Genomic DNA, 26,979 nt, shown 5'->3' with positions numbered 1-26,979 from the left:
TTTCTTATACACTTTATTTTCTTTTTTTTAAATTCTTTCGTTTTAACCGGTATTTTGCCTTCGTGTAGCGTACAGCTTCTTTTTCTTCCTGACGCTGAACTTTTCTGGCACGTTTTCTTTTTTCACTGATGTCCTGCCAGAATGTGAACAGAACGTAGACCAAAACCAGGACTGCCTGTACGGCAAACACAATTTTTCCCGCCCATTTCTCAGGAATTTTCATATCCTTATCCCTCTTTCATATGCCGGTCATCAGCACGGACGACCGCAGCAGCAGTTGCAGAACAGATTGACGGCAAGACACTGCCAGCAGCAGTTCCCCATTCCCGTCTGAGGACGCTCGTATCCGTAACCGGTGCCCATATTCTCATACCACTGGCCTCCGGACTGCAGCTGATTGACCAGCATCTGATATTTCATATTGTTCGGGTCGATGCGAAGAGCTTCTCTTGCGTCTTCCAGCGCGCTCACATTGTTTCCAAGTCCGGCATTCGCAACAGCATGAAGGTAAAACCAGTCTCCGCTGCGCCCTGTGATACCGTTCAGTACATTCATGGCTTCTCGAAAGTGCTGACTGTTGATGTAATTGGCTGCCGCCTGCATCTTGATCGTCTCCTCATCGCTGCCGTATGATGTCCTCTGCGTATCTCTGCCGTACCAGGAGTCATAATCACTGCTCCCACGCTCCCGCTCATTAAGAATCTGATTGTACGCTTCCTGTACCTGTTTGAATTTTTCTTCCGCCTGTTCCTTATTCGGATTATTTACATTGGCATCCGGATGATACGTGCGGCTTAACTTTCGGTACGCTTTCTTTATATCATCCATGCTGGCATTTGACGGAACTCCCAGCACGCTATATGGATCTAACATCAATGATTCTCCTTGGCTTTCTTCTTCAACATATCATATTTTGTCCAAATACCAGAATACAGGATATTTCGTAAAATGTCCACATTTTCTATAATCGGAAGTTTTTCAAATTCCCTGGCACATCCGCTCATCATCATGGTCAGAATCTGTTCACTCTCTGTGAGAAAGTCTTCCCGTTCACTCAGCTTCATCCACGGGTTGTAATTTCCTGTCTTCTTATCCTTCTCCACATCATCGTACGCATCCATAAGGTAGATGAATTTACCCAGGTAGAACCCGAGCTTGCGCAGTATGGTTGCCCATATATCCTCTTCATATACAAGTATCTCACCGAACAGATCCCCGGTAAGTCCTGCGCCCAGGTCCAGATTCTGACTGTTCTTCCGTTCGCATTCTCCCAGACGTTTCATATAGTGACGAATCGCCCGTGCCTGCCTTGGATATTGGCTGCAGACTTTCCTGAATTCAGAACGCACCAGTTTTGCAACCGTATATGGAATCAGTTTTTTCTCATCCAGCCAGTCATCCATCAGATTATAATAGCAAAGCAGCAGATTCATATCCGCTGCATAGCTTGTATAGGTGTTGCGAAGGCACCAGTGCTTTTTCACCGGATGTACGATACACCTGCACTGCTCATCTATGACCGGGCCCTCATACAGCCCGGTAAGAAGCACTGCCAGAAATGTCATATCATACGTCAGCGTAGACTGTGCCGCCATGCCGTGCCGGTCCTTCAGGTCCTGGCAGACTCCGCAGTAGTACGCCTGGTATCTCCGCACATCTTTGATTTTTAACTCGTCTTTATTGATCGTAACATATCCAAACATCGTTTTCTTTTACGATTTCCATCCTGCACTATGTACGTTTAATGAATTCCGCATGACATTTCGGACAACGGATGGAAATCTTTCCTTTCCCCTTCGGAACCCGGACTTTCTGTTTACATGCCGGGCATTTAAAATAACGGTGGTCTTTATCCTGCCCCTGATTTTTAAGTGCCGAAAACCTACCGCTTATCTTATGCTGCAAATTCAGGAATTTTCTGTTTTCCTCATAACGTTTGGAAACGTTTTTTGAAAATATGCGGAAGTATGCATAGATCAGGGCGGCGATAGCCAGAATGTATACAATCCGATACCGTATGAACATAGATAAGATCAGCAGGATCAATGATGCATAGACCAACACCCTTCCCAGATTATCCACGCCGTACCGTCCGATCATAAACCGTGCAAATTTGTCTCGTAATTTTCCCATTCTTTCCTCCCACGACGCATCTGCTGCGTCTTCGCTCAGGGATGGGTGAAAGTTTTCTTTCAGACTTTCACTCTTTTCCTCTTAGTATAGAATACTACTACTGTATTCCTTTTTATGCATAATATCAACCGGATATTCTATAAATTTTTTCTAAAAACTATGAACTTTTGGTGTTCTTTTCGTTTACCGTGATCACTGCAAGGATCACTGCAAGGCAGATAAGTCCTACAGCAAGCCCTGCCCATCCGTTTCCTGCAATCCCTGCCGTCAGGTAACCTGCAAAACAGCACGCCGCTACCAGGAGGGCATACGGTATCTGCGTGGAAACGTGGTTAATGTGATTACACTGAGCCCCCGCAGAGGCAAGAATCGTTGTATCCGAAATCGGTGAAATATGATCTCCGCAGACTGCCCCTGCCAGAATTGCTGCGACCGTGACAGACAGCGATGAGACATCACCCGTACCCAGTATTGCAAGTGCAATCGGTATTAAAATACCGAAGGTTCCCCAGGATGTTCCCGTAGAGAATGCCAGTCCTGTTGCGATCAGGAAGAACAGACACGGAAGCAGAATGCCGACCAGCGAACTCCCCGCTACCAGATTTCCTACGTAACCGCCAATATTCATATAGTCCGCACTGCAGACTCCTGACAGTGTCCATGCCAGACAAAGGATCATGATGGGCGGCGTCATCGAACGAAAACCCTGGACAAAGCTCTCGCAGAATGCTTCAAATGTCAGGATTTTTCTTCCCAGATAAAGGACAAAAGTAAATACCAGTGCAAAAAATGATCCCAATACCAGACTTAATGAAGAGTCACAGTTGGCAAATGCTGTAACAACATCTGCTCCTTCCAGTATACCTCCCGTATAAAGCATTGCGGAAATACACAGAATGACCAGTACCACGATCGGCAGGATCAGATCTTTCACCTTTCCTCTTCCCATGATCGGAAGTTCATCGGACCCGACTGTCGTCTCCTCTCCGTCCGCCAGTACTTTATCGTTATATCTCTTCATCGCGGCAAAATCAACCTTCCGGATGATCAGAAACAGCATGAAGATGATCGTGAGCAGAGCATACAGGTTAAACGGTATGGTACGCAGGAACAGGTTAAACCCGTCAATCCCGCTGTTCTCCGGAAGTGATGAACCTACCGCTGCTGCCCAGCTTGAAATCGGTGCGATGATACAGATCGGTGCAGCCGTGGCATCGATGATGTACGCAAGCTTCGCCCGGCTGATCTTATATTTATCCGTAACGGGACGCATCACGGTGCCAACTGTGAGGCAGTTAAAATAATCGTCGACAAAAATAAGCATCCCGAGAGCCGTCGTTGCAAGAAGAGCCCCGCGCTCTCCTTTTATCCTTGCAGTCGCCCATTCACCATAGGCTTTCGATGCACCTGATTTCGTGATCAGTGCGACCAGTATTCCCAGAAGCACAAGGAAAATCAGGATGTTGACATTGTCTCCGATCTTCATTCCCATGATTTCGACGGTTGTCTCCACCGCCGTCAGCACATGAAACTGAGTGAAAAGCAGTGAACCTGTCAGAATTCCAACCAGCAGCGAGAGGTAAACCTCTTTTGTGATAAGTGCAAGTGCTATTGCCACGATCGGCGGCAATAATGACCATATTGTTGCTGACATTTGTATCCCCCTTCATTTTTCTTATGTATCGTTCAGACAGCGCATCTTCTTGCCCGGCATATGCCGGACAAGAAGCATCGGATGAACTGTTACTTTTTATTATAGCATACCCCGAAATGACTATGCAATTACATAAGAAAGATGTATAATAAGAATTATTGTAACAAGTTCAGGACGGCGGGGGAATTGGTGCAAAAAGCTGCGTCAAGCTTGCTTGTAAGTCGCTTTCTGCACCAATTTCCACTACGAATTATTGTATTTTCTGAAGGAGGATAATCTGTATGAAACGAATTCTTGCGGTCATCGGTGTTGTTCTGATACTGTCCATGTATGGAGCTACCATGTTTTTTGCAGTCACAGACAGTCCGAACTCCGCCGGATGGTTCAAGGCATCTGTTTTCTGTACGGTTGCTGTTCCGGTACTGCTGTATGGATATACTCTTGTCTACCGTTACCTGAAAAACAGCAGAGACGGCTCTGACAAAAAGGAACACGACGAATAATTTTATTCGGCGGCAGGGGTCAGGCTTCCGCCGCCTGAAAGTTCAATCGTGCTGCCGCTTAGCCATGCATTCCCTTCTTCCGATGCATCATAATAAATCGTATGTCCATTTGACTCAATATTAGATAAGGAAGTGTTGTCATCTGTAATGACCGAGACATATGAATCGCCCGCTACATTCCATGTGCTTCCCGCATCCATGGAAATCTGTACATTCCCCGTATTATCGGCATCAATGCTTCCTGCAAATCTGGTATTGTCACTGAGCTTCATACTGACTGTACTGATCCCATCGCACAAAACACTCCCGTTCAGGATCTGATTTGCTGCCCTAAATGTCAGATCTCCCCCGTTATTTCCCGGTGTGCCCCAGTTGTTTGTCTCGTTCCCAGACACATTAATCAAAACACCGGAGCTGTAATTCAGACTCACATTGTTCAGATCAACCTGTGCCTCGGTGTTGGTGACATAAAACATCGGGCCATCAGAACTTGTTGTGAGCGAACTGTCTTTTACAGTCAGCACACCGGTCCCCTCTGCCGCATCACCGGAAGTACTCTGATAAAGCATTACGCCGTTCTCTCCGGCTCCACTCAGATCACATCCTGTGATCGTTATGGAATTCTTTCCCTCAATCACCATTGTCTGTGCTCCGGCAGCCTTCCCGGTAATATTCTCTGCGCTGATGTCACCCGTGGAGTAGATACAGGGAGAGCCCTCTCCTGATGTGCTGATTGTTCCATTGACTGCCTTTATCGTCCCCTCCCCCCGGTCCGTTGCCAGCCCCGCAGAGTGAGCTCCTTCCGTTGTGATATCAATGTTTTCAGCGGTTACCGTTCCCCCATATGTCGCATCCAGTCCTCTCGACGAATCCGCCATTGTATGAATGGTAATATGGTCGGCCCTGACCACCGCATTGCTGCCTGTGGCAAAAACTGCATTGGCACCTTCCGCATCGGAAATGATCTCTGTATCACTGACAGTGATCGTACTGTCTGCTGTCGCTGCTACAACAGCATTGACCGCGTAAAAATTACTCTCATCATCGCTTGTCGTATCACCGGTTTTGCTGAGTTTTGCTCCGCTCATCGTCAGGCTTCCGCCATTTTTCACAAGCACTGTGTTTTCGTTCGCATCTTCAGATGAATACGACTGATCTTCGGAGGACGCCACATCTCCGTCAACAGTATAGACACCGGCCAGTGTAATGCTTCCGGTCGATGAGCTGTTCATCTCCTGGCCCATTCTCTGACCCAGATCATCTGAACGAACCGTGATCTTAACCGCATTGCCATCTGTATCCAGAGTAATGGCAACCGTATCACCCTCCTTGATATCCTTCCATGTAATATCTTCTTCCCGCATCTCTCCTGCCGGCGGTTCACCCGGAACTTCCCCGTCTTCTGGCCTTTCTCCTGCGTCATCCGAACTCTCATCTCCTTCTGGTTTTTCAGGGGCTTCTTGTTCATCCATTTTACCTGGCCCCTGGCTTCTCACAATCTGTGTATTTTCGGTTATAGCGGCTGTCTGCTCCTGGCTGGAATCATCTTTTTCTCCTGCTGATTCCGGATCAGTCAGTCTGACCGTAATACTCTCTTTGTCTGTCGATATGACTTCACCCGTGATGCTCTCTTCCTGTTTATCTTCTTCCGCCTGAACTGTCTGTTTTCCCGCTTCCGTATTATCTGAACATCCTGTCACCGCAATTCCCAGCATGATACCGAGAATGAGTGCTGCATATTTTTTCTTCATTTTAAATATCCTTTCCACATCATTCTATTCTTGATTATGACAGGATATTGTGTTATTTATATGAATTTTCCGTGGTAAATTTGTCAAATATCGCCAAAGCAAAACAGAGCTGCCGCCGCACATCAAACGATGTACAGCAACAGCCCTGTAAAAATTCATTTTAGCCCTTAACGGTAGATGATATCATTTCTTCCCGGTCCATTGGAGATCATGGTAATCGGAAATTCAATTTTTTCTTCCACAAATTCAATGTATTTCCGGCAGTTTTCCGGAAGTTCTTCATACTTTTTGATGCCGCGGATATCGCATTTCCACCCCGGAAGCACCTCGATCACCGGTTTTGCCTTCTCCAGTTTTGAGGTCGTCGGGAAATCAGTCGTTACTTTTCCGTCGATCTCATAACCGACACATACCGGGATCTCCTCGAGATAGCCAAGAACATCGAGCACTGTGAAAGCCACGTCGGTGGTTCCCTGGATTCTGCAGCCATATTTGGATGCAACACAGTCGAACCATCCCATACGCCTCGGACGTCCTGTCGTAGCGCCGTACTCTCCGCCGTCACCTCCCCGTCTTCTGAGTTCATCTGCCTCTTCTCCGAAAATCTCGGAGACAAATGCACCTGCGCCTACGGCGCTTGAATATGCCTTGCAGACGGTAATGATCTTTTTAATCTCATACGGAGGAATACCTGCACCAATCGCGCCGTACGCTGCGAGTGTTGAGGAAGATGTCACCATCGGATAAATGCCGTGGTCCGGATCTTTCAGTGAACCGAGCTGGCCTTCCAGTAAAATCTCTTTTCCTTCTTTGATCGCATCCCATAAAAATGCTGAGACGTCACAGACATACGGCGCGATCATCTCTTTATAGTTCATAAGCTCCTTAAAAATATCCTCCGGTTTGATCGGATCTTTATGGTACAGATGCTCCAGAACGACATTCTTAGTCTCACAGATACGCCCCACTTTTTCTCTGAGTGTTACTTCGTCGAACAGTTCACTCACCTGAAATCCGATCTTCGCATACTTATCTGAGTAAAATGGTGCAATCCCTGATTTCGTGGATCCAAAAGATTTTCCCGCCAGGCGTTCTTCTTCGTACTGGTCAAACAGAATATGGTAAGACATCACCATCTGCACACGGTCAGAAACTTTGATTTTAGGCATCGGAACCCCCTGGTCCACAATCCCCTTGATTTCCTCCATCAATGTCGGAATATTTAATGCCACACCATTTCCAATGACACTCGTTGTGTGGTCATAGAATACTCCGGATGGCAAAGTATGCAGTGCAAATTTGCCGTAATCATTTACAATCGTATGACCTGCATTGGCTCCGCCCTGGAATCTTACGATAATGTCAGCTTCTTTCCCCAGCATATCGGTGATCTTGCCTTTTCCCTCGTCACCCCAGTTTGCTCCAACGACAGCTTTTACCATATTCGTTCCCTCCTGAATCATTTCCATAGCTCGTATTTTTAATCATTATATTTCTGCGGCAACATAACCGCTACCCTATTGAGTATACTACATTCTTTTTCATAAGTAAAACCTATATTTCTCTTAATTAGAAGAAATTTTTACATCTGTCTCCCTTTTTCGAAATAAAATAAAAAGCAGCGCGCTGACAGCCATCAGCACAGGATAAAACATATAGGGAAGTATATGAAACGGTGTCAGCTTCGTAAGCGCTGCAGCTGACAGGAGCTGTGCCCCATAAGGGATCAACCCCTGACCGACCGAAGCAAAGATGTCAAGCAGTGAAGCGCTTCTCCTGGGTGATATTCCGTATTCCTGACTGATTTCTTTGGCGATGGGTCCCGTCATGACAATCGCCACCGTATTGTTAGCTGTACAGCAGTCTACCAGCAGCACCAGCAGTGCAATCCCCAGTTCAGCACCGCGTTTGCCCCGCACACGCCGCTTGATCTTCGACAGTATAAATGTGATTCCGCCATTCGCTCTGACAAGCGCGACAATAAACGCGACGACGAGAGAGATCACCGTGATATCGTACATGGAAGTCACTCCATCGCCCAGCACCTGGAAAATCGCTGCAGGTTCTATGGAACCAGTTGCTACACCGACGATCAGCGACAGCAGAATCCCTGCCAGCAGTACCAGAAATACATTAAATCCAATGATCGCTCCAATCAAAACCACAAGATAAGGCACCACTTTCAGCAGGTTATAATCCAGATCGTCAAATGACGGAGCAGCTCCCCTCCCCGATACAAAAAAGAAAAGGACCGCAGTGATGATGGCTGCCGGAAGCACGATCAGGAAGTTTTCCCGAAACTTATCTTTCATCTCACATCCCTGCGTACGCACAGCAGCGATCGTCGTATCGGAGATCATCGACAGATTATCCCCGAACATGGCTCCGCACATGACTGCACCCACACAGATCGGCAGTGCGATACCGGCCTTTGTACTGATTCCTGCGGCGATGGGCGCCATTGCTGCAATAGTCCCCATCGATGTTCCCATCGACACGGAGATAAAGCAGCTGATCACAAACAGACCGACGACTGCCACATTTGCCGGCATGATGGACAGTCCGAGATGGACCGCACTCTCGGCGCCTCCCGCCATATCAACAGCCTTTGAAAATGCACCTGCGACGAGAAAGATCAGGCACATGGTCACGATATTCTCATCCGCGATTCCGTCCGTGATCAGTTTTATCTTTTTCTGAAAATCCACCTTCCTGTTCTGGAGAAATCCGACCAGCAGGGCGATCAGAAATCCCACAATCGCCGGCGTACTGTAAAAATCTCCGGTAATACACCCAAACCCCAGAAATATCAGCAAAAAAACTCCAATGGGCAGCAGCGCCCATACATTTCCCTGTTCTGTTTTCTTTTCCATCCCGAAAAACACCCCTCTCATACTGTAAAAGGGGATGAAGCGGCACCGCTCATCCCCTTTCTAACTGCATCGTTCCCCGATTTCAATCATCTATACAGAACTTATACATTAATCTCCGCTTTTACGCCCAGCAATTCCCCGTTCTGCTCCAATATCGGTCTGACAACCTTTATGAGGAACGAGTCCACCTGCTCTTTTGCCCTTCCGGTATATTTGGACGGATCCATCGTCTTCTGAAGATCTTCCAATGTCAGGTTAAATGCAGGATCCGCTGCAATCAGTTCCAGCAGATTGTTATCTTTTCCCTCGACCTTCACGTTTTTTCCGGCTTCCATGGAAAGCTCACGGATTCTCTCATGAAGTTCCTGACGGTCACCACCGGCTTTCACTGCATCCATCATGATGTTTTCTGTGGCCATGAACGGAAGTTCTGACATCAGACGCTTTTCGATGACTTTCGGATATACAACGAGTCCGTCAACAACATTCAGGCAGAGGTCCAGAATACCGTCTACAGAAAGGAATCCTTCCGGAATACTCAGCCGCTTATTGGCCGAATCGTCCAGAGTTCTCTCAAACCACTGTGTCGCAGATGTGATCGCCGGGTTGAGCGCATCTGCCATGACAAATCTGGAGAGTGAAGCAATGCGTTCACTTCTCATCGGATTTCTCTTATATGCCATTGCAGAAGAACCGATCTGGCTCTTTTCAAACGGCTCTTCCACTTCTTTTAAATGCTGAAGCAGACGAATATCATTAGAGAACTTATGTGCACTCGCCGCAATCCCTGCCAGAACGTTAACCACTCTGGTGTCCACTTTACGTGAATACGTCTGTCCCGACACAGGATAACAGTCTTTAAATCCCATTTTCTCAGCAATCATCGGATCGATCCGGTCAATTTTTTCATGGTCTCCGTCAAACAGCTCCAGGAAACTTGCCTGTGTGCCTGTCGTTCCTTTGGAACCAAGCAGCTTCATGCCGTTAAGCACGTAATCAACATCTTCCAGATCCAGCAGGAATTCCTGAATCCAGAGTGTGGCACGCTTTCCGACAGTCGTCGGCTGTGCCGGCTGAAAATGTGTAAAAGCCAGCGTCGGTTGTGCTTTATACTCATTCGCAAATTTAGCAAGCTCTGCGATCACATTCACCAGTTTTTTCTTTACCAGCTTAAGTCCCTCTGTCATAACAATAATATCTGTATTATCGCCCACATAACAGGAAGTCGCGCCCAGGTGAATGATTCCCTTTGCCTTCGGACACTGTACACCGTATGCATAGACATGTGACATCACATCATGGCGGACTTCTTTCTCTCTCGCCCTGGCAACGTCATAATTGATATCGTCAGCATATTCCTTCAGTTCATCTATCTGTTCCTGTGTAATATTCAGGCCAAGCTCTTTCTCCGTCTCAGCCAGAGCAATCCAGAGTTTTCTCCAGGTACGGAATTTCATGTCCGGTGAGAAGATATACTGCATTTCTTTGCTTGCATATCGTTCTGACAGCGGACTTTGGTATCTGTTTGTACTCATAAATTATAATCCTTTCTCTGCGGCACGTTTGTATCAGCGCTCGTATTCCCCGCGGATATCCTCCCTGGGAGGTTCCATCGGATATTTTCCATTAAAACACCCCGTACAGATCGGCAGGCCTTCTGCAATCCCGCTCAGTCGGTCAAGACCGAGATATGCCAGGGAATCAGCCCCGATGATCTGACGAATTTCATCAATCGAACGATTATAGGCGATCAGCTGCTCACGCGCCGGAACGTCTGTCCCAAAATAACACGGCCATAAAAATGGCGGCGAACTGACTCTCATATGGACTTCTGTCGCCCCCGCTTCTTTCAGCATGCTGACGATACGGTCACTTGTTGTTCCCCGCACGATCGAATCATCAATCATGACCACGCGTTTTCCGCACACAGCTTCTTTCAGCACATTCAGCTTCACCCGGACACTGGACTCCCTGCTGCTCTGTTTCGGTTTGATGAAGGTTCTTCCCACATACCCGTTCTTTACAAACGCAGTCCCGTATGGAATACCGGATTCCATGGAAAATCCGAGCGCAGCGGCATTTCCTGACTCCGGAACACCAACCACCAGATCAGCTTCCACCGGTGAATCCATTGCCAGAAATCTTCCGGCTTTGATGCGTGATCCATAGACACTGACGCCGTCAATATGGCTGTCAGGCCTTGAAAAATAGATATACTCAAAAATGCATCTTGCCTGTTCATCTCTGGACAGGCACATGCTGGTATCAGACGTTATTCCGTCTTTTGTAATTGTAACGATTTCTCCCGGTTCTACATCCCGGACAAATTCAGCCCCCAGAGTCTCAAGTGCGCATGTCTCAGAAGTGATCATATACGCATTGTCGCGCCTGCCGATACACAGCGGCTTAAACCCATAAGGGTCCCTGGCCCCTATCAGCTTGCGCGGCGACATGGCGATCAGTGAGTAGGCACCTTTCATTTTTTTCATCGCATTTCCGACAGCCTCCTGAACAGTTGCTGTATTGACACGTTCCCGTGCAATGTGGTAGGCGATGACTTCCGAATCTATGGTCGTCTGAAAGATTGCTCCTCCGTATTCCAGCTCTTTTCTCAGCTCCAGCGCATTGATCAGATTTCCATTATGTGCGAGAGCAAGTGTTCCCTTGATGTAGTTTAGCACGAGCGGCTGCGCATTTTCGCGCGTGCTCGCCCCGGCCGTTGAATAACGCACATGGCCGACCCCAATGTCGCCATGCAGATTATCCAGTGAGCCAGGCAGAAAAACTTCATTGACAAGCCCCATTCCCTTATAGGAACTCACCTTGCCTTTCGGTCCGTTTGTATCGCTGACTGCAATCCCGCAGCTCTCCTGGCCGCGGTGCTGCAGCGCAAATAACCCATAATAAATTGAAGAGGCAACGTCGCTGCCATTCAAGTCGTAGATGCCAAATACCCCACATTCTTCCCTGAGCTTATCTGTCACTTCCGTCTGTTTGTGTATCTTGTTATGCATCATGGATTTCGCCTCTTTCACGGATTAAAGTCCGAGACGGTTAAATACTTCGTTGTATGCTTCTTCCACATTTCCAAGATCTCTGCGGAAGCGGTCTTTATCCAGTTTTTCGTTGGTCTTGACATCCCACAGACGGCAGGTATCCGGTGATACCTCATCAGCCAGAATGATTGTCCCGTCCGGAAGCTTGCCAAATTCAATTTTAAAGTCGATCAGTTTCATTCCCGCATTCAGGAAATATTTTTTCATGATCTCATTGATCTTACGTGTATATGCTTTGATCGTATCGATCTCTTCCTGTGTTGCCAGTCCCAGTGCGAGTGCATAGTCATCATTGATGAAAGGGTCTCCCAGATCATCATCTTTATAACTGAATTCAATGATCGGACAAAGCAGTTCCTTGCCTTCTTCAATACCCATTCTCTTTGAAAAGCTTCCTGCTGCCACGTTGCGCACGATAACCTCAAGCGGAACAATATCAACTTTCTTCACTGCCGTCTCACGATCGCTTAATTCTTCAACCAGATGTGTCGGAACGCCTTCCTCCTCCATCAGTTTAAAAACACGATTCGTCATGCGGTTATTGATCACGCCTTTTCCAACGATTGTTCCTTTTTTTTCGCCATTGAACGCTGTAGCATCGTCTTTATAGTCCACGATAACGATCCCATCAACATCCGTTGCAAAAACCTTCTTCGCTTTTCCTTCGTATAACTGTTCTAACTTTTTCATGAGTCTGACGCCTTTCCTTATCCACATAGTATTTTACAAAGTTATCTGTATAATCGGTTTAGACGGCTATCTTCTTGCCATGCGTATGCCGGGCAAAAAGCATCGGATGTTTATCCGATGTGAAAATACAGAGAGAATCCGGCTTATAAGCAAGCTTAACGCCTGCTTCTCTCTGTATTTTTCCGCCGTCTGAACTGTTACGTCTAATTATATCTTACATGTTTTCCAAAAGCAATACCTTATCTCTGGTTGAATTTCCCCAGAAACTCTTTCATTCTTGTGTGTTCCGATGAAAAAACGGCAGCAGGAGTTCCCTCCAGTGCGATCACTCCTTTATCCATAAACACGATACGGTCTGAAATGTCTCTGGCAAATGCCATCTCATGCGTGACAATCACCATCGTAATGTCGAGATCCGCAAGTGAACGGATGACTTTGAGCACCTCACCAGTCAGTTCCGGGTCAAGCGCAGAAGTCGGCTCGTCAAAAAACAGGATTTTGGGGTTCAGTGCGAGTGCCCTCGCGATCGCCACGCGCTGGCACTGCCCGCCTGATAGCTGGCAGGGATACGCATCCTCTTTATCGGACAGTCCCATCTTCGCAAGAAGCTCTCTTGCTTCCTGATATACCTCGTCTTTATTCCGTTTCTGGTTGTTAATCGGAGCTTCTGTCAGGTTTTTCATCACAGAATAATGAGGAAACAGATTAAAGTTCTGAAACACAAGGCCAAAATAAGAGTGAATCCGCTTCATATCCTCTTTCTTCGGGTGGCATGCCTCCCCAAGGTCCCCTATCCAGGCAGCTTTCTCACCCATATAGGATATCTCCCCGCCATTGATCTCCTCGAGCATCGTCGCACATCTCAGCAACGTCGATTTTCCGGAACCGGAAGGTCCGATGATCGAAAGGATCTCCCCCTCTTTCACAGACAGGGAGATATCTTTGATGACTTCAAGGTTGTCAAATTTTTTATTAATATGGTTCATTTCCAACAGGTTCATTAAAAATCCTCCCTAGTGATAATAATTCAGCTTTTTCTCAAGACCTTCCATCACAACTGCTACCACCAGATTAAACACATAGTAGAAAACTGCCGCCACGATAAACGGGACAAAGGTTGTGTTCGCTGCCGCAATCTGTTTGGCAATGGTGAACATCTCCATGTAGGCAAGTGCAAATGCAAGGGAAGTATCCTTAACCAGCGTGATCACTTCATTGGTGACTGCCGGAAGGATCCTTTTGATCACCTGCGGAAGAATAATCTTCACGAACGTCTGCTGTTTGCTGTATCCAAGCACCTTTGCCGCCTCATACTGTCCCTTTGGCATGGATTCGATGCCTGAGCGGTAAATTTCCGCAAAATAGGCAGCATAGTTCAGTGAAAATCCGATGATGATCGCGATAAACCGATACGCCCCTCCGATTGACATCTGGAACAGGTAGAACGGTCCGAAATAAACCACCAGAAGCTGCAGCATCAGAGGCGTTCCGCGCATGAGTGAAATATATACCTTAAAAATTGTGCTGACCACTTTACTGCGGGACATCCTCCCAAAACAGATCAAAAGCCCCAGCGGCAGCGAAAACAACAGCGTCAGCACGAAAATTCCGATGGATTTAACCATTCCTCCTGCCAACTGTTGCAGCATCATTGAAAACTCCATATTTTTCTCTTCCTCCTGTAGTAAAAGCCAGGGAACCCCCGTGACCAGCCGCCAAAGCAGCAGATCCGGGGGTTATACGCTCCTGACTATTTTGCCTGCAGGCATACCATGTCTGACAGTTCGTATTTCTCTGCCAGTTCATCAAAAGTACCGTCCGCCAGCAGTTTCTGAAGATCTGCGTTCACTTTATCTCTCAGTTCTTCGTTGCCCTTTTTGAATCCGATCGCATACTGCTCGGTATTCAGTTTTTCATCCATGATCATGAATCCTTCGCCTCTGGACTTGATCTGGTACTGAGCTACTCCAATGTCCATTGCGATTGCATCGATGGAACCTGCCTGCAGTTCCACGAATGCACTGTTATAATCCGCAAATTCCTGAAGCTGTCCAAAGGTATCTGCCAGTTCCTTCTGCCCTTCCTCATCCTGAAGAAGCGTCAGTGCCGCGGATGCCGCCTGTACTCCGACAATTTTTCCTGACAGATCAGAAAGTGCTGCAATTCCTGCACTTTCAGATACCACCATAACCTGACTGTTGTCTACGTATGGATCTGACCACGTATAATCATCTACACGTCCGTTCATGGTAAATCCATTCCAGATACAGTCGATGGATCCGGAATTCAGTTCCATATCCTTGGAATCCCATGCAATCGGTGTTTTTACAAGTTCCCAGCCCTCCAGATCACAGACAGCCTGTGCCAGTTCCAGGTCAAATCCTGTGTATTCACCGTTTTCATCCATATATCCATACGGCGGGTATTCAGCATCAAATCCTACCGTAAATGTCGTTTTGTCACCTGACACAGCCTTATCTTCCCCCGCATCCCCGGCAGGTTCCTCTGCGGCGTCTTCTGCAGCGCCGTCCGCCTTATCCTCTGTCTTCGGCTCCTGGCTCTCCTGTGCCGCATCTTTCTTCGATCCGCAGCCTGCCAGCAGCGTCACAGCCATTGCGCAGGACAGCATCAAACATAACACTTTCTTTTTCACCTTTTCAATCCTCCTGATCTTTTTCGTTCATTAGCTCACTAGCACTCTACTAGGCTAAAACCATACGCATAATACTAGCATATCTGCCAATCTGTGTCAACCGATTCGGCAGTTTCTAAAACCCTGTATTTTTATGGTATTCCTCCGTCATTTCTTCCAGTATTTCATCCATTGTCCGGAGGTAGGTTTCCATATCCTGTGCCTCCCTGTTTTCCATTGCTCTCATGAAAGCTTCCTGCTTCCGCCCTTCTTTCGGCTTTTCCACGGTAATCTCCGTCTCAAGCTCTTTCAAAGTCGTACTGTCCACACCGAGCGCGGCCCCTTTCTGTAAAAAAGCTTCTCTGGATTCGCCAAGATAAATGCAGCTGAGATAACTCTTCAGCACCGTTTTCGTATGCATCATGGAATAAGCCTTCTCAAAACATTCCGATGCTTCACCCAGCTGAAACATTCTGGCATATGCGCAGCCCAGATTATGCCATACACTGCCTGTGAACTGCTCCCCAAGCGCTTTGTCAGGTTTCCCCGCCAGTACTTTTTCGTATACTTTGATCGCATTCCCGTATTTTCCGTATGCGACCAGTGCATCGCCCTTTTTTTTGGCGAGCGCCAGCAGCGGTTGTTCCTCCATACTTTTCACCTGAACAAGCAGTTCTTTGCTCTCTGCCTGTGACAGGTAATGGATCTCTCTGAATATGGGCATGACCAGTTCACTGACCGGTGACTGTTCCTCAAGCATTTTAAGAAAACGCTGCCCCAGTGCGGCAAGTCCCAGCTCTTTCACGATCCATTCCCCAAGCTCTTTATTCAAAATCGTCTCATCCAGCAAATACAGATTATTACTCATATAAAAACAAAGCTCTTCCATGGAAAAGATGCCTGTACTGATATTTTCAATATAGTACGGATGTTTTGCTCTTTTTTGCTGGCATAGTCGATATCCCGCCATTTGTTAGCCTCCTTTATCCTGTCACCACTTCGTTCCATTCCATCCCGCTTGCCGGAAACAGTTCGCCCAGTCCCAGATCTGTTACCCGGATCGTACACTGTTTTGGTGATTCATACTCCAGATGAAGCTTCAGCCTCGTAGCCTTCCTGGGTCTGTCCGGCAATCCCGGAAGCTTCATACAGTAACGCTTCATCTCATTCGTCTTCATCTTACCGACCAGAAAGATCAGTTCCCTGGCATCCTCCAGAAGGATTTCACAATCCTTCACAGCTTCGTACCAGTGAACGCCCGGTTCAACAAGAGGATAATAAGACTGAACCCCGGACACCAGCAGTTCCATTCCAATCCCTGTCAATACAAGATCATCCCCCAGATAGAGATAATCTTTGAGCCTGCGTTCCTCCACCTTCTCCAGCGCCGCATAGCAGGCGCCTTTGCTGTACAGATTATTTCCATAAAACACGTGCCGCTGATTCTTGCAGAGCAGAGGGACAGACCGCACCGCCCATTCCTTATCAAATCCGTTTCCGATCAGAAAAATGCTGGAATAGATATCATTTCCCAGTGATTCCTGTATCAATTCATAAAATTGAATATCCCGCTGTTCAGGCGCGGAATCAAGCGCGATCCGCTTTCCCCTCTGTATGGACGCCATCGCAGGCTTCGGCTGTCTGTCGATGGAAAGAGACTGAAAGTCAACCTCCTCCCTGTCGAAAGAAAACAATCCTACCTTACGGCTCCAGAAATCTGGTTTCTGCGACATCGCATAATAGTAAAAGCTCTCATCATAGTCCTGCAGAAAGCAGCGCCCTGCGGGGAAGCCCAGCATGGAAAAGGCAGTTCGCATGTTGTCGACAAATGCTTTGTTGAGTCTCGGAACAGTTACCATGATCCCGGAAATATTCTTAATGGGATTGTTGATTCCCAGCATCGAAAGCGCCTGCCGGAAAAATTCCGTCAGCAGGCGAGCCGGTTCCACCATCTGATCGTCCACCTCCAGTTCTCGTGTCAAAAGGCAGCACTCATACAGATTTTCAATCAGGATCTCATCGTGGTGTGAGGCAAAATACTCTGCCTCCATCCCATAATGATAAATCTCTTCTCCCGGTTTTTTGCTCAGATACGTCGGAAATGTATGCTGGCTGGTCCCGGCTTTCACGGCAAGGGATACCGGCTCCTTTTCACTCCGGTCATAATAGCAGAGCTGTGAAGTCGTTTCTCCAAGCTCAAATCCTACGATAATATTTCTGACTTCGTTCATATATCTATGCCTCCACTCATTCCCCGGGGAATCATTCTATAATCGTAAACAGCTGGCCGGTCTTTTGTTCCATCCAGAGATAGTCCTTCATCACCCGGACCAGATCCTGATCTTTGCCAAGCTTTTTGTCTGCCAGCATCTGATTAATGCGCTCATATTTCGTCGCTCCGTCAGTAGCGGGCGCCTCCGGCATCACGGTAACCGGTTCTGTCTGCCAGCTGTTCTGTCCTTCGTTCACCGTCAGGTAATACGTCAGCCGTTCCCCGTAGAACAGCAAAAATTCTCTTGAAAAAATCCCGTGAAATCTGTTCTTCATCGGCTCGCTGTGGAACACAGGCTCCTCCTCATTCGCATTCTGAAGTGCGTAATACAATGTCACCTGTGCACTTGGCGATACCTGCGTTTCAACAAAGATCTTATCCTCCAGCTGATAGCCGCGGATCAGCTCTGGCGGCAGTTCTTTAAGGAAGGCAAACCGCAGGTCCTTCTCCCGGCAGTGCTTCAGGATACTGCGCACATTTTTCTGCTGATAGCCGGTCAGCTTCTTACAGAAACGGTAACGCTTCAGCAGTGCAAGCTCGCAGATGATATCCAGCTCCCAGCCTCTTTCATAGACACTCTCCAGTCCTTTGAATACGAACATGTCAATTCTAAAATCCTGAAGAAAATATCCATAAGAGAGGAACGTAAACACTGCTGCTATCACAACTTCTTTCCCATGACTGCGGATATAACTCTCCAGAACCTTTGACAGTTTCGGAATATTGGTCCGCGTGTACATCGCGATGAGCAGGATTTCCTCCTCCAGCGTATAAGAATCCATCTGAAAACCGCGCAGCTTCTCCCAGAGCTTTATCATCTCCGCTGCCGGACCCATATAATTGTCTCTCAGGTATCCAAGAAGAACTTCGTCGTATTTTCCCTGCTCCACCACATACCAGGACAGATAGATCAGTTCTTCATGCTCCGTAAATTCCATATCCAGAATCATGCGCCGGCAGAGTTTAAACAGGTTTGCCGTATCGATCCCTTCATAACCGTACTGGAGGATCAGCTCAAATGCTTCTTTATAAAATCCATGGCGGATCAGTACATCCTGAAGCAGCAGGTAATCCACTTTATAAAATTCCTGATAATCCAGTCTGCCCAGATATTCGTTCAGGGTATCATCCCCTGCGTTTTGATCATAGTATTCCAGCAGCCTGCGCCGAATCATGCACCGGTACGAATCCTCAAACGCATCAGAGTCAGCAGCCAGCTGAAAACAGCCGAGGTTTTTCACCGTCACGCGTGCATGAAGCGGTTCATCCCCACACACGTACAGCAGCAGACCCGGATGCGCGATATTCATCGTCATACACTGGTACGCCAGCTCTTTACCGTCAAGCAGTTTCTGCAGATTATAATCAACTGTCGTCAGATATCTTCTGCGTTTTGAATCCTCAAAAATGATCTGGGATTCCTTCGAATACAGATTGATGTATGCCACCCCGTCGATGCATGGATAAGCCTCTTCCTGCTTCAGTGCACTGTGGCAAACGATGACATTTCGGACTTTCGGATCGTCACTGTAAAGGCGGTGCGTGAAAATCACATGCGCAGCAGCGTCTCCCTGCTTTTCATCCCTGATCTCCTCGACGAACTCCTGATACAGGACCGCATAGTCTTCATTGTTTTTTCCGTCCATAAGACTCTGCTCCGCAAACTTCTGCATTGCATCCCGGTACATCCGGTAAGTGTCCGGATCCTGCTCCTTATTATGAATAACTTTGGCATAAATAAATGCTTTCCGGCTGTTGCTCAGTGTATTGTTATATGAAAAATACAGCCGTACAGCTTTTGGGAGCATTTCCTGATAATTACGGCTCATCGTCTCTATATAAAATTCATATAACCTGGTAATGCGGATATCCTGTTCTACTGCCAGCGCATACCATTTGAAATACTCTTTTCTGCCTGGCTGTCCCAGCATGATCATTTTGCAGACAGCCTCAAGTGCATCCTTTCCGGGATACACCTCGTAGGCATCACAGAGGAGCCGGTATACACTGTTTCTGAACTCTTTTTCATGACGCGCCAGATAAGCGATCCGCATCCCCAGCTCTTTCGTCAAAAGCTTCCGTTTTCCGGCAAATGCCATCACCTGAATCATAAAAGGAGAAAGCTTTTTAAACTGGTTCTCATCTTTTCGTATGATCTCATATGCCTCCAGATACAAAAACGGGCTTCTGCAGCCAAGTTCATACTGCTGTTCCATGAGATGCAGCTGCTTAACCGGAGAGTTTTTGATCTCTTCATCCTCATGCAGCAGGATCGTGAGCAGTACCAGGCTTTCCGGGTTTCTGCGGTACAATGATCGTATCCGCTCACTGATATTGCTGAGTGCATCGGGGAGCAATCCTGTCTTCTTCATCAGATATAGATGCATCCCTTCTTCCTGTGTCTCCTCAGCCGAAAACTTCCGGTCTTCCAGCACCTTAAGCGCCGCCCGTGCATGTCCGATATCGTCATCTTCCAGATAGATACCCGCTTCATATAACTGCATCATCGCATCGTAATCACCGGCGTTTTTCAGCTCCTGCAGGCTGCTGACCGCCTTTTCCTTCCAGGTCCGGTAGTCCCAGACTCCGGTCCTTAGGTTCAGATACCCCTGAGTCAGATCCCGCTTCATCCGGCTTTCAAACGCGTGCATGCTGATCTGGTAATCCCGTTCGGCTGATGCCAGTATCTCAAAGTTCAGTACCCCATAAACACTTTTGATCTGGATACGTCCTCTGTGTCTGCCGCTTCCAAGCCTGTCTCTCAGGATGATATATTCCAGCCCGTAGACACTGCCGATAAAATCTTCCGAGGTGATAATCTTTTTGTCAACCTCCAGAAAGTCACCTTCAACTTCCACCTCCATACGGGTGTATCCCCAGGTGCTCCTGTAAATATAGACAGAATCTTTCATGGAACCACCGAGGCGGAATGCCTCTTTTCGCTCTTTATCAAGTGAAAGCTCTACAGGCTCTTTCTTACCGGCGCCAATGAGGAATTCTTCCATGTTCTGGTATGTCACCGGATTATGTGCCATCCCTTTGTATAACCCGATATATGCCCGTCTATCCTCTCCCAGAAAGTCTGAAAATTTTTCACTTGTAAACATACGGAATGCTTCCCGGTAGTCTGCTTTGGCAAGCGCTGCGAAATCATCCAGATTGTGAAGCTCTCCAAGCGAGGACTTTACCTGCCCCTTTTGTATCACGAACTGAATCCTGATCCGGTATTCCCCCAGATTGCTCAGAATGATGATCTCGGCTGCTTCCTCATTTCCAGCTTTCAGACCATTTGTGTCAATCCCATATGCGATATGTATGGTATCCCCTGCAAACCTGTCTTCCGATAACAGCACCCTGCGGTTGGAGGCCGTCAGCATTCCTTTGATCCTGCTGTTATCCTCCGCCGCGAAAAAGAACTCTCCGCGGTAAGCTTCGCCCTCCTGCAGCTGCAGACTGACAGCAGTTTCAGACAGGATAAGTTTCGGTGCCTTATATTCAAATGTTCCGCTGACTAACTCTTCTACTCTTTTTTTCATTCTATCTACCTGTACTATTTCCTTGACTATTCTTTGGCAAACGCTATAATAAATATACGTAAACTGTTTAAAACGGCGGGCTCAAAAGGTATTTTGACCTTTTGACCTGCATCTTACAATTATACACTACCAGACAATCTGATGCAAGAAAGGCCGAAAAGAATCTGATATTCCGGCGGAAAGGAAAAATATGTTAAAGCACAAAGACCACTTTCACGGAAGTGACCTGGAAAAAATCGAATCCATTTACCATATAAAAAGAGAGGATATCATAAGCTTCAGCGCCAATGTCAATCCTCTGGGGATTTCTTATCACTTAAAGAACACACTTGCCAACCAGCTGGACGCTATCACCAGCTATCCGGACCGTGAATATACAAAGCTGCGCCGCTGTATTGCCGAATATGCAGACAGCCAGCTGGAAAATATCATTGTAGGCAATGGTTCCACAGAGCTGATCTCCCTGTTTATCCAGACACAGCATCCCAAAAAAGCCATGATCCTCGGCCCTACTTATTCAGAGTATGAGCGTGAGATTACACTCGGCGGCGGCACAACGAATTACTACCCCCTGAGAGAGTGTGACAGTTTCCATCTCGACGCAGGCGACTTCTGCCGTCATCTGAACGATTCCATTGACCTTCTGGTGCTGTGCAATCCGAACAATCCGACCTCTACCTCCATCAACAGAGATGAGATGCGTCTGATCCTGGACACCTGCCTGCAGTACGGTATTTTTGTGATGGTGGACGAGACGTATGTGGAATTTGCACCGAAAGAAGCTCGCGTGAGCGCAGTCCCGCTGACGAACTACTATAACAATCTGATCATTCTGCGCGGCACTTCTAAATTTTTTGCAGCTCCCGGACTGCGTCTCGGCTATGCCGTCACAGGCAATCAGGATGTCTGCAAAGCGATCAACACCCGAAAAAACCCGTGGACGATCAACTCACTCGCTGAGATCGCCGGACGGCTGATGTTCTGCGACAACGAATATGTCCTGCAGACCCAGCAGCTGATCTCATCTGAGCGGACACGGCTGTTTGAAGAGCTGTCCTCCTGGGATACGGTAAAAGTCTATCAGCCTTCAGCAAATTTCATGCTCATGCAGATTTTAAAAGATGGCGTGACCTCCGATGAGCTCTTTGACCACTGTATCCGTAAATGTATGATGATACGGGATTGCTCCACCTTTCCCTTCCTGAATGACAAGTACGTCCGATTCTGTATCATGCATCCGGAGCAGAACGACCGTCTGCTCGAAGCGTTCTGTGAGATTTTGCAGTAATAGAAACTGCCGCACATTCCTCATTGACTGAGAAATGTGCGGCAGCTTTTATCAGCCCGTCTTAAAATCAAAAATAGAAATCTGATTGGAATCCGGAATATCTCCAAACAGATTCAGATCATCCATCAGGTCAATGACCGTCTTACTCACTTTCGTCCGGTTTCGGAAATCATCCTTAGACAGGAATTTTCCGTCTCGTGCAGCCAAAACCACGGCATCCGCAGCCTTGTCCCCCAGACCTTCAATTGTATCAAGTGCCGGCATCAGCTTGCCTTCTACGATCTGGAACCGGTGCGCCTGCGCCGTGTACAGATCGACCGGTATGAATTCAAATCCGCGTGCATACATTTCCTGCACAATCTTCATATCCTTGACTGTATCCTGCTCTTTATTGGTCAGTATATCACTGCGTTTTTTATAATCCGCCATATGATATTCCAGACGCTCTTTTCCAAGACACATCAGTTCATAAGAAAATGCTGAGGCGCGGATACTGAAATATGCCGCATAATACGCAAGCGGATGAAAGATCTTATAATAGGCGATGCGGTACGCCATCATAACATAAGCTGCCGCATGCGCCTTCGGAAACATATACTTGATTTTCTTGCACGACCAGATATACCAGTCCGGCACATCGTGTGCTTTCATATCCTCTTCCCAGTCGGGCCTGAGGCCTTTTCCCTTCCGCACGCTCTCCATGATCGTAAACGCCTGTTCGCTCTCGACTCCCTGGCGGATCAGATATGTCATGATATCATCACGCGTACAGATGGCGGTCGAGATCGTCGCCTTTCCCTCTTCGATCAAGGTCTGCGCATTTCCCAGCCATACGTCGGTGCCGTGTGACAGTCCCGAGATACGAACCAGATCGGAAAATGACTGCGGTTTCGTATCCTGAAGCATCTGGATCACGAACTCCGTTCCGAATTCCGGAATTCCCAGACAGCCCAGCGGACATCCGCCGATATCTTCCGGCGTGATGCCGAGCTCCTGTGTCCCTTTGAACAGGCTCATGACCTCCTGATTATCCAGCGGAATCTTCTGTGCATCCAGTCCCGTCAGGTCTTCCAGCATACGGATCATGGTCGGATCATCGTGTCCCAGTATATCGAGCTTCAGCAGATTCTCATCGATGGAGTGATAGTCAAAATGAGTCGTTACAATGTCCGTCGTCATATCATTCGCCGGATGCTGGACCGGCGTAAATGCATTGATATCCTCACCGATCGGAAGAACGATGATTCCTCCCGGATGCTGCCCTGTCGTTCTCCGGATCCCCGTACATCCTTCCACGATACGTTCAATCTCACAGTTTCGTTTATGAACGCCGTGTTCCTCATAGTACTTTTTCACATACCCAAACGCCGTCTTTGCAGCCAGCGTACCGATCGTCCCGGCGCGAAACGTCTGTCCTGCACCGAAGATAACTTCCGTGTACTTATGTGCCTTTCCCTGATAATCTCCGGAAAAGTTCAGGTCGATATCCGGTTCCTTGTTCCCCTTGAATCCCAGAAACGTCTCAAATGGTATATCAAACCCTTCCTTTCTGAGCGGTGCACCGCATTTCGGGCATACCGCATCCGGCATGTCACATCCGGCCATACCGGTATAGGCCCGCACGGCTTCGGAATCAAAGTCGTAATAATGACACTTTTCACAGTAATAGTGCGGACTTAATGGATTCACTTCCGTGATCCCTGCCATCGTCGCAACAAAAGACGAGCCAACCGAACCACGGGAGCCCACAAGGTATCCGTCCTCATTCGACTTCCAGACAAGTTTCTGTGCAATGATATACATGACGGCATAACCGTTGGAAATAATAGAGTTCAATTCTCGTTCCAGACGTTCCTCAACGATCTTGGGAAGGTTTTCTCCATAGATCTCATGGGCACGGTTATAACAGATCTGCCGCAGCATCTCATCGGATTTCTCAATGATCGGCGGGAATTTCCCGGCACGTATGGGAGAGATCTTCTCGCACATATCACATATAAGCTGCGTGTTCCTGATCACAACTTCCTCCGCCTTATCACCTCCAAGATACGAGAATTCCGTAAGCATTTCCTCTGTTGTACGCAGATAAAGCGGTGCCTGGTCATCCGCATCCGAGAATCCTTTTCCCGTCATGATGATTCGTCGGTACACCTCATCCTGCGGATCGATAAAATGTACATCACACGTCGCCACAACAGGCTTTTTGAACTGTTCTCCCAGCTTTACGATCTTCCGGTTTATATTTTTCAGATCTTCCTCCGAGCGGATGTCATCACGGTCTTCCCTGAGCATAAATGCATTATTCCCGAGCGGCTGTATCTCCAGATAGTCATAGAAGTCCACGAGACGTGCGATCTCATGTTCCGGGGCTCCCCCGAGCAGTGCCTGGTAGAGCTCTCCTGCCTCACAGGCAGAGCCGATGATCAGACCTTCCCGGTACTTCAGATAGAGACTTTTTGGAAGACGCGGCCTTCTGTTATAATACTCCAGATGTGACTGAGAAATCAGCCGGTACAGGTTCACACGTCCGGTCTCATTCTTCGCAAGCACGATTGCGTGGTACGTCGGCAGCTTCTTTAACGTGTTCGGCGAGAGCTGACCGCTTTCGTTCAGCGTGTTTAGATCTTCGATCTCCTTCTCCTCCAGCATCGCAAGAAACTTCAGAAAAATCTCAGCAGTGCAGGCTGCATCGTCCACGGCACGGTGATGGTTCAGGAGCGGCACATGAAGCGCCTTCGCCACCGTGTCCAGCTTGAACCGGTTCAGTCCGGGCAGCAGAAAGCGTGCCATGCCAACTGTATCCACCGATGTGAACTCACGCGCGATTCCCAGATTCTCACAGTTTTTTTCAATAAAGCTCATGTCAAATCCGGCATTATGAGCCACCATGACAGCCCCCTGGCAGAACTCCAGGAAATCCGGAAGCACCGTTTCAATTGTCGGAGCATCCAGGACCATATTATCATTGATTCCCGTCAGATTCTCAATACGGAACGAGATCGGCACCTGCGGATTGACAAAACTTGAAAAGCGTCCGGTTATTTTTCCATGTTCCACGCGGACGGCTCCAATCTCAATGATCTTATTCGTAAGCGGGCTGAATCCAGTGGTCTCAAGGTCAAATACCACAAAATCCCCGTCCAGTCTCTGTCCCCTGGGATTTGTGACCATTCCCTTCAGATCATCTACCAGATATGCCTCGACACCGTATATCACTTTGAAGGGGCTCGCTATCTTTTTCAGCTCCTGCTTTGATACATCCGGGTGCTCTTTCGCATACTGATCGCGATAAGCCCTGTCAATGTCCTCCATGGCGTGATTTGCCTCAGGAAATGCCTGCACAACGCCGTGATCTGTAATAGCAATCGCCGGATGTCCCCATGCATGCGCCCGCTTGACCAGCACCGCGGCGTCAGTCACCCCGTCCATATCGCTCATTTTCGTGTGGCAGTGCAGTTCCACCCGTTTTTCCGGACTGGTGTCCATTCTCGAGGACGTAAAATCTGCGATCTTTTTCACTCCGATCACAGAGCCGATCGTCAGCTCATGGTCAAATTTGTCAACGATTGTAACTCCTTTGATCTTGATAAACGCGCCTTTCTTTATGTTCTGCATCACATCCGGCACCTGCTCGTTGTGCAGAAACATTTTAACCGTGATTGTATCCGTAAAATCAGTAACATTAAACATGAGAATCGTCTTCTCGTTCCGAATTTCCCGGGAATCAAGCGACAAAATCTTTCCGCGGATCACAACATCTCCCATCTCACCAGCTATGCCGTCAATGGTGACAGCATCTTCGTCAAAATCTTTTCCGTACAATACATCCGGATTATCTGACTTTTTAATTCCAGGTCGGTAATCCCGCTTCTGGAAGTCCCGTTTCGTCCGCCTGCCGTTTTCCTGTCTGGCACTCCTGCTGTCACCGGATGATTTTTCTTTTCCGGAAGCGCCGTTCGCTGCCGTTTCCTGATCAGGTTCCACGTGAGCAGGCTTCCTGGCATGTGCCAGCGCGGAACGTTCCAGCACGTGTCGGGCTTCTTCCTGTATCTTCTGCTCACTGTTTCTGCGCGCTTTGCTCTCCCCGGCTTCCACATACTCCGGTACGATCTGAAGGCACAGTCCGCTGCGTTCACAGAAAATCTTGTCCAGGATGTCAATCAGCTCCTTGCCGCGTTCTTTTGAGATCACATTGTCCGGCATTGTGATCTCCAGCACATCTTCCTGCGGAAAGACAAGTTTGGCGCTGACAAAAAGGTTATACGTCAGCGCACTGTAGTTTTTTAATTCCAGCATGATACTGTCACGATAGACATCAAGGAATTTTTCCGGCGTATACTGCCGGGACAGTTCAAATTTTTCCATGATCTTTATCTCCATCGGCAGCCCCGCAAAAAACTGCTCCCGGATGGCCTGTTCCAAAAAATAGATATGTTTTTTATGTATCCACTGTTCACTGCGCAGGTAGACGCGCAGACGGGTCTTCTCCGGATTTGAAGATACCCGTGTCACTTTTGCATCCTCAATGAGTTCCCGCAGTTCTTCCTCTATTAACAGTTTAGGAAATACTTCAAAAAACTTTTTTTCCATA

General features: G+C 47.8%; 20 protein-coding genes. 2 read left to right on the top strand and 18 right to left on the bottom strand.

Annotation, left to right across the window (positions count from 1 at the left end; genetic code table 11):
- Positions 1-13: 13 nt before the first annotated feature.
- The 5 genes from MCG98_RS09700 to MCG98_RS09680 all read right to left on the bottom strand — a co-directional run bounded on the left by MCG98_RS09700 (position 14) and on the right by MCG98_RS09680 (position 3,787).
- Positions 14-223 carry a hypothetical protein gene (locus MCG98_RS09700; RefSeq protein ID WP_240301794.1) on the bottom strand — a complete coding sequence of 70 codons (210 nt, stop codon included), beginning with the start codon at positions 221-223 and terminating at the stop codon, positions 14-16.
- 29 nt (positions 224-252) lie between these two features.
- Complete coding sequence (locus tag MCG98_RS09695; protein WP_240301793.1) at positions 253-873, bottom strand: J domain-containing protein; 621 nt, start codon at positions 871-873, stop codon at positions 253-255.
- Positions 873-1,703 (bottom strand): DUF5685 family protein, encoded by an 831-nt coding sequence (locus MCG98_RS09690; RefSeq protein ID WP_240301792.1) that lies wholly within the window; start codon positions 1,701-1,703, stop codon positions 873-875. Before MCG98_RS09690 ends, MCG98_RS09695 begins: the two co-directional genes overlap by 1 nt.
- A gap of 28 nt (positions 1,704-1,731) precedes the next feature.
- The gene (locus tag MCG98_RS09685) at positions 1,732-2,133 is read right to left on the bottom strand and encodes a hypothetical protein (protein ID WP_240301791.1); all 402 of its coding nucleotides are present in this window, start codon (positions 2,131-2,133) and stop codon (positions 1,732-1,734) included.
- A gap of 157 nt (positions 2,134-2,290) precedes the next feature.
- Positions 2,291-3,787 (bottom strand): Na+/H+ antiporter NhaC family protein, encoded by a 1,497-nt coding sequence (locus MCG98_RS09680; protein ID WP_240301790.1) that lies wholly within the window; start codon positions 3,785-3,787, stop codon positions 2,291-2,293.
- 281 nt (positions 3,788-4,068) lie between these two features.
- Between MCG98_RS09680 and MCG98_RS09675 the strand changes: the two genes are divergently transcribed.
- Positions 4,069-4,290 (top strand): hypothetical protein, encoded by a 222-nt coding sequence (locus MCG98_RS09675; RefSeq protein ID WP_275891319.1) that lies wholly within the window; start codon positions 4,069-4,071, stop codon positions 4,288-4,290.
- 2 nt (positions 4,291-4,292) lie between these two features.
- Here the strand turns inward: MCG98_RS09675 and MCG98_RS09670 are convergent, their stop codons facing one another.
- From MCG98_RS09670 to MCG98_RS09615, 12 genes are all read right to left on the bottom strand, one after another.
- Positions 4,293-6,041 carry a hypothetical protein gene (locus MCG98_RS09670; RefSeq protein WP_240301789.1) on the bottom strand — a complete coding sequence of 583 codons (1,749 nt, stop codon included), beginning with the start codon at positions 6,039-6,041 and terminating at the stop codon, positions 4,293-4,295.
- 167 nt (positions 6,042-6,208) lie between these two features.
- The gene (locus tag MCG98_RS09665) at positions 6,209-7,483 is read right to left on the bottom strand and encodes an adenylosuccinate synthase (protein WP_240301788.1); all 1,275 of its coding nucleotides are present in this window, start codon (positions 7,481-7,483) and stop codon (positions 6,209-6,211) included.
- Positions 7,484-7,606: 123 nt separating this feature from the next.
- Complete coding sequence (locus MCG98_RS09660) at positions 7,607-8,914, bottom strand: Na+/H+ antiporter NhaC family protein (protein ID WP_240301787.1); 1,308 nt, start codon at positions 8,912-8,914, stop codon at positions 7,607-7,609.
- Positions 8,915-9,015: 101 nt separating this feature from the next.
- The gene (gene purB, locus MCG98_RS09655) at positions 9,016-10,449 is read right to left on the bottom strand and encodes an adenylosuccinate lyase (protein WP_240301786.1); all 1,434 of its coding nucleotides are present in this window, start codon (positions 10,447-10,449) and stop codon (positions 9,016-9,018) included.
- A gap of 33 nt (positions 10,450-10,482) precedes the next feature.
- Positions 10,483-11,928, bottom strand: coding sequence for an amidophosphoribosyltransferase (gene purF / locus MCG98_RS09650; protein WP_345891713.1), 1,446 nt, complete (start codon positions 11,926-11,928; stop codon positions 10,483-10,485).
- Between the two features lie 24 nt (positions 11,929-11,952).
- Entirely contained in the window at positions 11,953-12,660 is a 708-nt protein-coding gene (purC, locus tag MCG98_RS09645) for a phosphoribosylaminoimidazolesuccinocarboxamide synthase (protein WP_240301784.1), read from the bottom strand.
- Between the two features lie 239 nt (positions 12,661-12,899).
- Positions 12,900-13,661 carry an amino acid ABC transporter ATP-binding protein gene (locus MCG98_RS09640; protein ID WP_240301783.1) on the bottom strand — a complete coding sequence of 254 codons (762 nt, stop codon included), beginning with the start codon at positions 13,659-13,661 and terminating at the stop codon, positions 12,900-12,902.
- 12 nt (positions 13,662-13,673) lie between these two features.
- Positions 13,674-14,324, bottom strand: a complete 651-nt coding sequence (locus tag MCG98_RS09635) for an amino acid ABC transporter permease (protein WP_240301782.1) — start codon at positions 14,322-14,324, stop codon at positions 13,674-13,676.
- Positions 14,325-14,410: 86 nt separating this feature from the next.
- Entirely contained in the window at positions 14,411-15,313 is a 903-nt protein-coding gene (locus tag MCG98_RS09630; RefSeq protein ID WP_345891639.1) for an amino acid ABC transporter substrate-binding protein, read from the bottom strand.
- Positions 15,314-15,428: 115 nt separating this feature from the next.
- Positions 15,429-16,262, bottom strand: a complete 834-nt coding sequence (locus tag MCG98_RS09625) for a tetratricopeptide repeat protein (protein ID WP_240301781.1) — start codon at positions 16,260-16,262, stop codon at positions 15,429-15,431.
- Positions 16,263-16,275: 13 nt separating this feature from the next.
- A complete protein-coding gene (locus MCG98_RS09620) occupies positions 16,276-17,523 on the bottom strand; it encodes a DUF5716 family protein (RefSeq protein ID WP_240301780.1) in 1,248 nt (415 codons plus the stop codon).
- 31 nt (positions 17,524-17,554) lie between these two features.
- Positions 17,555-21,100, bottom strand: coding sequence for a DUF5717 family protein (locus MCG98_RS09615; protein ID WP_240301779.1), 3,546 nt, complete (start codon positions 21,098-21,100; stop codon positions 17,555-17,557).
- Between the two features lie 190 nt (positions 21,101-21,290).
- Between MCG98_RS09615 and MCG98_RS09610 the strand changes: the two genes are divergently transcribed.
- Positions 21,291-22,388 carry a histidinol-phosphate transaminase gene (locus tag MCG98_RS09610; protein WP_240301778.1) on the top strand — a complete coding sequence of 366 codons (1,098 nt, stop codon included), beginning with the start codon at positions 21,291-21,293 and terminating at the stop codon, positions 22,386-22,388.
- A gap of 51 nt (positions 22,389-22,439) precedes the next feature.
- Here the strand turns inward: MCG98_RS09610 and MCG98_RS09605 are convergent, their stop codons facing one another.
- Positions 22,440-26,978 carry a PolC-type DNA polymerase III gene (locus tag MCG98_RS09605; protein ID WP_240301777.1) on the bottom strand — a complete coding sequence of 1,513 codons (4,539 nt, stop codon included), beginning with the start codon at positions 26,976-26,978 and terminating at the stop codon, positions 22,440-22,442.
- Position 26,979 lies beyond the last annotated feature (1 nt).

The organism is Ruminococcus sp. OA3 (genome assembly GCF_022440845.1).
Taxonomy (GTDB): Bacteria; Bacillota; Clostridia; order Lachnospirales; family Lachnospiraceae; genus Ruminococcus_G.
This window is presented reverse-complemented; position numbering and strand designations above follow the sequence as displayed.